The 11,019-nt window shown below is 38.5% G+C and carries 7 protein-coding genes; 4 read left to right on the forward strand and 3 right to left on the reverse strand.

Going from position 1 to position 11,019, the window contains the following annotated elements:
• Positions 1-3,532 (forward strand): chromosome segregation protein SMC (smc, locus tag E1140_RS04960; protein WP_155179692.1); only part of this gene is annotated, 3,532 nt, incomplete at its 5' end.
• Here the strand turns inward: smc and E1140_RS04965 are convergent.
• Positions 3,529-4,263 (reverse strand): TrmH family RNA methyltransferase, encoded by a 735-nt coding sequence (locus tag E1140_RS04965; RefSeq protein WP_155179695.1) that lies wholly within the window; start codon positions 4,261-4,263, stop codon positions 3,529-3,531. The genes smc and E1140_RS04965 overlap by 4 nt on opposite strands.
• Positions 4,264-4,277: 14 nt before the next feature.
• Between E1140_RS04965 and tamL the strand changes: the two genes are divergently transcribed.
• A complete protein-coding gene (gene tamL / locus E1140_RS04970; RefSeq protein WP_155179698.1) occupies positions 4,278-6,695 on the forward strand; it encodes a translocation and assembly module lipoprotein TamL in 2,418 nt (805 codons plus the stop codon).
• Positions 6,696-6,708: 13 nt separating this feature from the next.
• Here the strand turns inward: tamL and E1140_RS04975 are convergent, their stop codons facing one another.
• Positions 6,709-8,814 carry an alpha-ketoacid dehydrogenase subunit alpha/beta gene (locus tag E1140_RS04975; protein ID WP_155179704.1) on the reverse strand — a complete coding sequence of 702 codons (2,106 nt, stop codon included), beginning with the start codon at positions 8,812-8,814 and terminating at the stop codon, positions 6,709-6,711.
• 109 nt (positions 8,815-8,923) lie between these two features.
• Between E1140_RS04975 and hemF the strand changes: the two genes are divergently transcribed.
• Both hemF and E1140_RS04985 read left to right on the forward strand, forming a co-directional pair.
• The gene (hemF, locus tag E1140_RS04980) at positions 8,924-9,832 is read left to right on the forward strand and encodes an oxygen-dependent coproporphyrinogen oxidase (protein ID WP_155179706.1); all 909 of its coding nucleotides are present in this window, start codon (positions 8,924-8,926) and stop codon (positions 9,830-9,832) included.
• Positions 9,832-10,395: a phosphatase PAP2 family protein gene (locus tag E1140_RS04985; RefSeq protein WP_155179708.1), complete on the forward strand. Its 564-nt coding sequence runs from the start codon at positions 9,832-9,834 to the stop codon at positions 10,393-10,395. The genes hemF and E1140_RS04985 overlap by 1 nt, the downstream gene beginning before the upstream one ends.
• A 10-nt stretch (positions 10,396-10,405) precedes the next feature.
• Here E1140_RS04985 and E1140_RS04990 read toward each other — a convergent pair whose 3' ends face one another.
• Positions 10,406-10,990 (reverse strand): riboflavin synthase, encoded by a 585-nt coding sequence (locus E1140_RS04990; protein WP_155179711.1) that lies wholly within the window; start codon positions 10,988-10,990, stop codon positions 10,406-10,408.
• Positions 10,991-11,019: the final 29 nt, after the last annotated feature.

The following is an 11,019-nucleotide window of genomic DNA, read 5'->3' on the forward strand; positions in this document are numbered from 1 at the left end:
TAAGCTTGAAATTAAAGGTTTCAAAAGTTTTGGCGATAAGGTGACCATTAATTTTGATGAGGGTATCACCGGTATTGTTGGACCTAATGGTTGTGGAAAATCTAATATTGTAGACTCAATAAGATGGGTACTGGGAGAGCAAAGTAGCAAAACCCTACGCTCGGAGAAAATGGAGAATGTCATTTTCAACGGCACCAAAAAACGTAAGCCTACACAACTGGCAGAAGTGTCGCTTACCTTTAGCAATACTAAAAACCTATTGCCCACAGAATACTCCCAGGTAACCTTGACAAGAAGGTATTATAGATCAGGCGAAAGCGAATATCTTCTTAATGGCGTCACCTGTAGATTAAAGGACATCACCAATCTATTTTTAGATACTGGTATTGCCTCAAATAGCTATGCCATCATTGAACTGAAAATGGTTGATGATCTGCTTAATGATAAGGACAACTCTCGCAGAGGCCTTTTTGAAGAAGCAGCAGGGATTACCAAATTCAAAAAACGCAAGAAGGAGACGTTAAAAAAGCTTAGTGATACAGATGCGGATCTGGAGCGTGTAGAGGATTTATTGTTTGAGATAGAGAAAAACATGAAGTCGCTAGAGCGCCAAGCCAAGCAGACTGCTAAATATTATGAGTTAAAAGAAGAGTATAAGGACTGTAGCATTAAACTAGCGAGATTGACTATCCAAAAGTCTACGCAGCTCTATCAATCACTATCTAAAAATATAGAGGCTGAAAATGATAAGAAGATAAGCCTCAATAAACAGGTAAAGGAAAAAGAGGCTCAACTTGAGAAGTCGAAAGCTGACCTTATTCTAAAAGAGAAAACATTGGCCTCTCGTCAAAAGGCATTGAATGAACATGTCAATAAAATACGTCAGTACGAGAGTGAGAAGAAGATTAAAAATGAGCGTCTTCGCTATTTAAATGATAAGTCCGAGAGTCTGAAAGATCAGATTCAGCAAGATAGAAAGAGTAATGAAAGAGCATCTTTTAGTATTGAGAGTCTTACTCAAGAGAAAAACTCTGCTGAAAAGATGTTTCTGGAAATAGAGTCTAAAGTGGCTTTATTGAAGGAAGATTATGAAAGCCAAAAGATAAAAACCTCCAGACTACAGGAAGAACAGAATACTGTAAGGCAGCTTCTTAAAAATAAGCAGGAAGAAGTTTATCAACTGAAAAAATCTGTTGAGATAAAGGAACTGCAACTGTCGTCTTTAAAGCAAGAACTGGAAAAGACTTCAACAGATACGTCCGCTCAAAATGCCAGCTTACTTGAATTTGACAGAAAAGTAAATGAACTTGAAGAGCAATTAAAGGTTAAAAACAAGGAACAGGCCAAGAGGAAGGAAGCTCAAACTGACCTTGAAAATAGAATTACATCAACTGAAAAAACCATTGAGGTAATTAGAGAAGAGCACAGCCAGACAAACAGAAAGCTGGATGCTCGTCAGAATGAGTTTAACCTGACTAAGTCTTTGGTAGAAAACCTTGAGGGTTTCCCAGAGGCCATCAAGTTCTTGAAGAAAAAGGCTGGATGGAAAAAGAATGCCCCACTCCTTTCTGATATTCTGACTTGTGATGAAGAATATCGTGTAACGGTAGAAAATTACCTTGAGCCTTTGCTCAATTACTATGTGGTTGATAAAGAGGCCGATGCTTATGAGGCTATTAATATTCTTAGTGATGCAGCCAAAGGAAAGGCCAACTTCTTTATTCTTGAATCTTTTGAGAAGTTTATTGCCGCTGATGCCAAAATTTATGATAATGCATTCCATGCTACAGAAATAATGGAGTATGATGGTAAGTATAGAAAGCTAATGGCCTATATACTTGATGGGGTTTACATCTTTGAAGGAGACTATAAAAACTTGCCTCAGGATGACAGCAATACTTTTATCACCAAAAACGGAAAAGTAACAAAACGCAGGTTCAGCCTTTCGGGTGGTTCAGTTGGCCTGTTTGAAGGAAAGAAAATAGGTCGTGCTAAAAACCTGGAGAAATTAGAAAAGGAAATAAAGCAACTAAGTAAAAAGCTTAGCGAGGTTGAGCAGAGTTTATCTGAAAAGCAAAAGGAACTAGAAAAGCTTAAGTCAAGCTCTTTAAAAGATGAGATAGAGATCATTCAGGAGGACATTAACCATGTCAATGAAGAATACATTTCTATAAAAACCAAGCAAGAGCAGTTTAGCAAGATGCTTTCTGATGCTGACATGCGGAAGGAAGACATAATTGCCAAAATTGATGAGCTGAATGAAGAGATTCAGGAGAGTAAACCAAGAGCTGAACAGGAAGAAAAGGAACTTGCAAGTTCTGAAACCAAACTATCATCTTTAACAGCTGACCTAACAGAACAGACAGAACTGTTACAGGAAAAGAGCGGTGCTTTTAATGAACAAAATATCTTTTTTCATCAACAGGACAACAGAGTTAAGAGCATCAGTCAGGAGATTGAATACAAGCAAGATGCCTTTAACAGCAGTAAAGAAAGGATTGAAAAAAATCAGGATGAGCTAAAGCAGACTGATGAGGAGATAAAGGCGCTATTGGCTAAAAATGAGACCAATGATGATGAGTTGGTGGAGATGTATTCTGAAAAAGAAAGCATTGAGCAAGGCGTAAATGAAGCCGAGAAGGAATACTATTCTGTTAGAGGTAGTATTGATGAAATAGATAAAAGCGAAAGAGAGATACAGCGCAGCAGAGAGAATGTAGACGCCATTATTATGGAGCTGCAAAATAAACTCAACGAGACCAAATTAGAGCTGAGTTCAGTTAAAGAAAGACTTTCTGTTGAGTTTAACATCGATTTGGATAGCTTGATGGAAGAAGAGGCCGAGGCTAAAGAAGAGGCTGTTGATGAGTCTTCATTGCGTGAAGATGTTCAGAAAATCAAAGATCGTCTGGAGCGAATGGGCCCTATCAACCCAATGGCGATGGAAGCTTATAATGAAATCAAAGAAAGAAATGATTTCATTGTAGAGCAGCGCGAAGATTTACATAAGGCAAAGGAATCGTTACTGGCAACTATTGATGAGATAGACACTGTAGCTAAAGAAACCTTCCTTGAGGCTTATGAGAAAATCAAAGAGAACTTTGTAAAGGTATTCAGAAGCTTGTTTACAGAAGAGGATGATTGCGATCTTCGATTGAGCGACCCTGATAACCCATTAGAATCAAGTATTGAAATTATAGCTAAACCTAAAGGTAAAAGGCCATTGACTATCAATCAGCTCTCTGGAGGTGAAAAGACACTTACCGCTACTTCACTCCTATTTGCTATTTATCTGATAAAGCCTGCTCCGTTCTGTATTTTTGATGAGGTAGATGCACCTCTTGATGATGCTAATATTGACAAGTTTAATAACATCATTAAAACTTTCTCAAAAGACTCTCAGTTCATTATTGTTACTCACAATAAGCGTACTATGGCTAGTACTGATATCATTTATGGTATTACCATGATTGAGCAAGGCGTTTCAAGAGTAGTACCAGTTGATTTGAGAGAGCTTGCTGATGAGATTTAATTTCTGATTGCATTGTCGCAGACAATAGCCGCGGCCATGGCTACATTTAATGATTCTGCCCCTCCTATTTTTGGTATAGTGAGTTTATAGTCGATTAGGGTTTTAATTTTTGATGATATGCCATTGGCTTCATTTCCAAAAACAATAACGCATCCTTTCTTAAAACTGATTTTGTGTATATTGTCACCTTCCATAAGAGTACCATAGACGGGCAGCTGTGATTCACTAATAAGCCTTTCCAAATCGCCATAAATCACCTCCACTCGCGTAAATGATCCTTTAGATGCTGAGATCACCTTTGGATTGTACAATTCTGCCGTTTGCTCCGATGCCAGAATAGTATCAATTCCGTACCAATCCGCTACTCTTAATATTGTACCAAGGTTGCCAGGGTCATTAATATCATCTAAAGCCAGATAGAATTTGTTGGTGTCTAGTTTTTTACTCTTAGCAACTGGTATCTCAACGACAGCGAGTGCAGCGTTGTTAGATCTTAAAGTGCCTACATCAGTCAATTGATTTTCTGTCACCAGCAATGTTTCAATTCCCTTGAGCTGTTGAGAAAACTGCTCGTAAAACTGTTCTGTACACAATACCGTTCTTACATTAAAATGAGAGTTTATGACTTCCAAAGTGCTTTTTAACCCTTCCACTAAAAACAGTTGCTCCTGTTTTCTGTATTTTTTTAATTGCAGTGATTTAATGAACTTCGCTACCGATTTGGACATCATAATATAATGCTATATTGAGGCTTTATAAAAATCAATTTATACTACTACTTTCTACGCTACTTCTCTCCGGATGTCTAGGATCAAAATACCTAAAAGAGGATGAGAAATTACTTTATAGTCAAAATGTAAAGGTTAGTAAAAATATTGATAAAGACGAGCTAAACCAGCTTTACGCTCAAGAACCTAATCGACAAATTCTATTTCTACCATTCGCTCCCTATGTATGGCTATATTATTGGGGGCAAAAGTCATATGACATCGAAAAATATGAGCAGAAAAAAGTTGAAGTCACTAATAAATTCGATCAAAAAATAACTGAAACAGATAAAACCAAAAAGGAAAATCGGCTTCAAAGAAGAAAGAAGAAGAAACTTGACAAAATCAACAAAACAATAACAGAAGGTAACTGGAGAATGCGAATTGGTGAGCCGTTGGCTATTTATGACTCTTCCTTAACTGAGAACACAAAGGATCGATTTGATCTATATCTTGACTCTAAAGGATATTTTAACTCTTCAGTTGATTATAAAACAAAAATTCGAGCAAATCGGGTAAAAACAATTTTTGAAATAGATCCAGGCCCTGCATTTAAAATCGATACCCTATTTTTACAAACGGCTGACACAGCAATTACCAAACTGATTAGGAAATATTCTGATGAGAGCTTCCTTGAAGTAGGCAAGAATTATGAGCAGGCCAACTTGACAAGAGAACGAGAGCGATTGGACCTTTTAATGAAGGATAATGGATACTTCGATTTTAGTCGCCAATACATTCAGTTTGAAGTTGATACTTCATACTTAGAAGCTCAGAAAGTAGCAGTGCTTACACGGGTAAACAAACCTGCCAAACGTGATTTTCATAAAGTATTCCATGTTGACTCAGTAATTTTTACAACGAATGCCAATGCCAGCACCCTCCCAGATTCAATAAGACAATCAAACGAGTACAAAGGCATCAATTTTAGGTACTTTGAAAAAGAATACAGTCAAAAAGTGCTCAGCAGACGTATTTTCATTAAAAAGGACAGTTTATATAGCAAATCTAAATCTTATAGCACTCAACGACAGCTGGCTAACTTAGACCATTTTAGATTTATCAATATCAACTATGATTCTACTGGTGGACAATTAATTGCAAACATATTTACCAGCCCATTGAACCGTTATCAGTGGACCAATGAGGTGGGCGTAAATGTAACTCAAGGTTATCCGGGGCCATTCTATAATATATCTTTTAAGAAACGTAATATCTTCAGAGGCCTTGAGATATTCGAGATGAATGGTCGTATTGGCGTTGAAGGTGTGACCTCAATATCTGGTACTCAAAGTGTTTACAGGAGTATCGAAGCCGGGGTTAATGCCAGCTTAACGTTCCCACAATTTATCTTGCCAATCAGTAATGACTTAAAATCTCGATTGGGGCAGGTCAATCCAAAAACACGATTGCTCGCTGGTTATACCTATACAGATAGGCCAGAGTACAATAGGGAGAATTATAATTTCTCAAACACCTATAGTTGGCAAAATGAGAGAAATACGTTTTATCAAGTAACAATTACTGACGTAAGTTTAATTGAATCTAAAATTAACCAGCAATCCTTTCAAGACCGACTTGATGAGCTAGAGCGACTTGGCAACAGATTAATCAATTCATTCAGGCCTTCTCTAGTTACCAACATGAGTGCAAGCGCCACATGGAATTTCAATAGCTATGGACTCAACTTTTCTAATTCATCTTTCTTTAGAGTTTTTTTAGAAAGCGGTGGGACCTCCCTAAACTTCATCAACACCGAGTTTCTTGAAAATGAAGCGCTTGAATTTTATAAGTATTACAAATTCAATTTCGACTATAGAAAAATTCACCCTGTTAATAAGAATACTACCGTGGCCTACCGTTTTAATGTAGGCTACGCGAAACCTTATAGTGACAATGGTGTATTGCCCTATGAAAAATACTTCTTTGCGGGTGGTAGTAATGGTATCAGAGCATGGCGACCAAGGCGTCTTGGCCCGGGATCCTTCTATGAAGTTGATACGGAAACTGGCCTAGTGTCATATAATTTTGAACGGCCAGGTGAGATTTTATTAGAAGGCAGCTTCGAACTACGGAAGAATCTTGTTGGCTTTGTTGATTATGCGTTTTTCGTTGATTATGGGAACATATGGACAGTTGAAGAAGATGAGTCAAGACCTGGAGCTCAGTTCCAAACTGACAACTTCTTTAGAGAAATTGCTGTAGGCACAGGTTTAGGACTTAGGTTTGATTTCTCCTTTTTGGTATTAAGATTGGATGCCGGATTGAAAGTCTATGACCCTGCAAGACCTGAGAAAAGTAGGTTCATCCTCAGTGATGGCTTCTATGATGCACCATTCACTCGTGAAGCGACAGAACCAGTGGTATTTAACATTGGAATTGGATACCCTTTCTAAATCGATTTCCTTCTTAGTAAGCTAAAAGGTTTGCTAAAGCATCTTTGACCTTATCCGCATTTGGTAGCATCTGTTTTTCAAGATCCACATTTAATGGGATTGCTGGCAAACTTACCGCACCCATAATTTCAACTGGAGCGTCCAAATGTTCAAAACATTGTCTGGAAATTCGACCTGCAAGCGATTCTGCAAAAGAGTTTAGTATAGGCTCTTCAGTTAATACAAATGCACGGTTATGCTTTTCAACAGCAGTTACAATAGCATCCCAATCTATTGGATTCAAAGTTCTTAAATCCAGAATTTCAACCCTGCCATCAAAAGATTTAGCAGCAGCTTTAGCCCAATGTACACCCATGCCGTAAGTGATAATTACAGCAGTAGAATTATTATCATCTTTATCTACATCCAAAACAGTATGAGCTTTACCCAAAGGAATAATATAATTCTCATCAGGCTCAAAGGTTTTAGCATCACCGGTGCCAGGCACTTTAGACCAATACAAACCTTTATGCTCAAGCATCACTACTGGATTAGGATCATAAAAAGCTGCTTTCATTAATCCTTTGATATCAGCAGCATTACTTGGAAATACCACTTTAATACCTCTGATATTTAATAAAGTAGATTCGATACTACCAGAATGATAAGGGCCTCCACCACCGTAAGCTCCAATGGGAATTCTTATTAATGATTGAATTGGAAACTTACCGTTCGACAAATAGCAACTCTTAGAAAGCTCTTCGACCAATTGATTGATGCCCGGCCAGATATAGTCAGCAAATTGTATCTCCACAATAGCCTTGGCACCAACAGCTGACATACCAGCTGTAGAACCTACAATATAAGCCTCTTGTATTGGAGTGTTAAAAATTCTAGAATCACCAAACTTCTGAGCCAGCGTGGCAGCTTCTCTAAATACACCACCAAGCGTTCCTCCAACATCCTGTCCGTAGAATAAAGCTTCAGGATGCTTTTTCAGAATATCTTCGACAGCATGAAGCGCTGCATCCACCATCACAACCTTTTCAGCACCCTTGGGTTTCCTTTCTCCTTTTTCTTCTATAATTGGCGTTTCCTCAAATTCGTGCTGATCAAAAGATGATAAAGCTGGATCATCCGAATTTAAAGCATACTCATAATCTTTAGAAACCAGCTCATGAGCAGACTTTTTAAGATCCTTTAGAGTTTTAGTCGTTACGCCAACAGACTTAAGATATTTTTCAAACTTAACAATTGGATCGTCTTTAGAGTGCAATTTCAAATTAGCGTCCCCTCGGTACCACTCTTTTCTTACCCCTGAAGTGTGGTGACCAAGCAAAGGACATTTGGCATGAACCAGAATTGGACCTTTTCTATTCCTAACATGATCAATGGCCTTTTTCATTCCCAAATAAGAATCGACAAAGTCAGACCCGTCTATACGCATACGCGACATACCAACAAAGCCAGCAGCGAAATCATAGGCATCCATGGCTCGCATTTCCTTGCCAGTAGCTGATATTCCCCAATCATTATCCTGGATTAAATAAATGATCGGCATATCCTTTAGCACGGCCATTTGAAAAGCTTCAGACACTTCCCCTTCAGTAACAGATCCATCACCCAATGAGCAAATCACAATAGGTTTATTGTCTCCTTCCAGCAAACCTTGTCCTTCCAAATACTGTAACCCATGTGCCATTCCGGTGGCCGGTATCGCCTGCATGCCAGTAGCTGAACTCTGATGAGGTATTGTTGGAAAACCATCTCTTTTCAATGATGGGTGAGCGTAGTAGGTTCTCCCTCCTGAAAATGGATCATCAGCTTTAGCCATCAACTGCATCATCAATTCATACGGCTGCATCCCAATACCTAATAGAATAGATTCATCTCTGTAATAGAGCGAAGCGAAATCAAAGGATTTCAACTGCATACCAGCTGCTAACTGAATGGCCTCATGACCTCTTGAAGTACTATGAACATATTTGCTACATACTTCTTTGAACTCGTCATAGGTGTGCGCCATTTTTTCGGCAGTACACATGAGCTGATAAGCTTTTAAAAGAATGTCTGAATCTATTTTAGAAGAAGTGACGCTTTTTTTATTTGATTTTGACTTAGCTGTTGCTGTTGAAGACATATATAGAATCTGATTATTTCAATCGTTTGTGAAGTTAAAAAATTTACAAAAAAGTAGGCCGCTTAAACAGGAATTAAATAATTGAAAATGATTCAATAGCTTTGCCAACATGCCTACAAAAGATACCATAACAGAGTGGTTCAAACAACTTCAAGACGAAATATGTGCAGCACTTAAAACTGCCGATGGGAAAGGAACCTTTAAGGAGGATGCCTGGGAACGTGAGCAAGGTGGTGGCGGTAGATCCCGAGTGCTAACTGAAGGTAACATTATAGAAAAAGGTGGTGTCAACTTTTCAGCTGTCCATGGGCAGCTCTCGAGTAAGATTTCGGATGCTTTAAAATTACCTGCATCCGATTTTTATGCTACTGGTGTATCCATTGTTTTGCACCCAAAAAGTCCAATGGTGCCTATCATTCATATGAATGTTCGGTATTTTGAAACTGTATCTAAATCAGGTGAGTCAACCTGGTGGTTTGGTGGTGGCATTGACCTGACGCCTCATTATGTGGTGAAAGAAGATGCTCAGCATTTTCATACGGTGTTAAAAGAAGTTTGCGATAAGCATGATGCCTCCTATTATCCTAAATTTAAGGAATGGGCCGATGAATACTTCTTTATCAAACACAGAAATGAGACTCGCGGCATTGGCGGTATTTTCTTTGATAGACTGAATGAGTCGACTGGAAAAACTAAAGAAGAACTGTTTGCTTTTGTAAAAGATGTAGGTCAGACCTTCGCACCTATTTACACTCATTTCATGGCTAAGAATTCAGTACTCCCTTATACCGAACAAAATGAACTTTGGCAAAAAGTAAGACGCGGCAGGTATGTGGAATTTAACCTTGTATGGGACAAAGGAACAAAGTTTGGATTAGATACAGATGGCAGAACAGAATCTATACTGATGAGTTTGCCACCACAGGCTAATTGGATTTATGACCATCAGCCAGAAGCAGGTTCCAATGAAATGGAAACGCTTCAGCTGCTTAAAAAAGGCATTAATTGGGTTAGCTGATGATAGACTTTCTCATAAATATTGACCAGCAACTCTTCTTTTTCTTCAATGGACTCCATGCCTCATGGTTAGACCCTATTATGTTCTGGATTTCAGATAAGAAAATTTGGATTCCTTTCTATCTACTTCTCGCCTATTGGATTATCAAAACTTATAAGTGGAAATCAATTATCTACTTGCTGGGAATAGGATTGGCCATAACTTTTACCGATCAGTTAATATCAGGATTTATGAAGGGGTATTTTGAAAGATTCAGACCATCAAGAGATCCTGAACTAGAAGGATTAGTTCATATTGTGAATGACTATAGAGGCGGTAAGTACGGGTTCGCCAGCTCACACTCTGGCAATGCTTTTGCCCTTGCCATGTTTTTATTCATGCAGTTCAGAGAATACAAATGGATTTGGCTAATGTTCGTTTGGGCAACAATAGTAGCTTACAGCAGGGTATATCTTGGTGTACACTACCCAGGAGATATATTGGTGGGTGGAATTATAGGCTTAATATTCGGATACCTGTTCCAAAGCCTGAGTAGGAAAGTGCATACAAAGTATTTCTCATGAGAGGTATTATCTAAAGGTTCATTAATCGTTTCACATACTTACCTACAATATCAAACTCTAAGTTTACCACACTGCCCACTTTTACATTTTTGATGCTGGTGTGCTCGTAGGTATAAGGAATAATAGCCACCGTAAACATATTCGGCTCAGAGTTAAAGCAAGTAAGGCTGGTTCCGTTTACTGTTATTGAGCCCTTCTCAACCGTCACATTTTGCAGTGAGGCATCATATTCAAAATCAAACTCCCAACTACCGTCCTTCTCTTCTACCCTGGTGCAGTTTGCAGTTTGATCTACATGCCCTTGAACAATATGTCCATCAAAACGGCCATTGCTCACCATGCAACGCTCAAGGTTTACGACACTGCTAGGCATGAGTTTGTCAAGATTGCTTTTCTTCAAAGTCTCATCAATGGCTGTCACCCAATGCGTATCACCATCAACTTTAGTAACAGTAAGGCAAACACCATCGTGTGCCACACTCTGATCTACCTTCAGTTCCTTAGAAATATCACTAGCTACCTGAAAGTGCTTGTTCTTACCTTCAGTCTGAATTTGCTTAATGGTGCCGATCGATTCAATGATTCCTGTAAACATATGTCAAAGTTAATCTGATGGAGTGATAA

It is taken from the genome of Fulvivirga lutimaris, assembly GCF_009711525.1.
Classification (GTDB): Bacteria; Bacteroidota; Bacteroidia; order Cytophagales; family Cyclobacteriaceae; genus Fulvivirga; species Fulvivirga lutimaris.

Bases quoted from the DNA above. Each gene is read 5' to 3' on its own strand.
- E1140_RS04965 (WP_155179695.1), bottom strand. From the start codon at position 4,263: ATGATGTCCAAATCGGTAGCGAAGTTCATTAAATCACTGCAATTAAAA.
- hemF (WP_155179706.1), top strand. From the start codon at position 8,924: ATGCCTACAAAAGATACCATAACAGAGTGGTTCAAACAACTTCAAGAC.
- E1140_RS04975 (WP_155179704.1), bottom strand. From the start codon at position 8,814: ATGTCTTCAACAGCAACAGCTAAGTCAAAATCAAATAAAAAAAGCGTC.
- E1140_RS04985 (WP_155179708.1), top strand. From the start codon at position 9,832: ATGATAGACTTTCTCATAAATATTGACCAGCAACTCTTCTTTTTCTTC.
- E1140_RS04990 (WP_155179711.1), bottom strand. From the start codon at position 10,990: ATGTTTACAGGAATCATTGAATCGATCGGCACCATTAAGCAAATTCAG.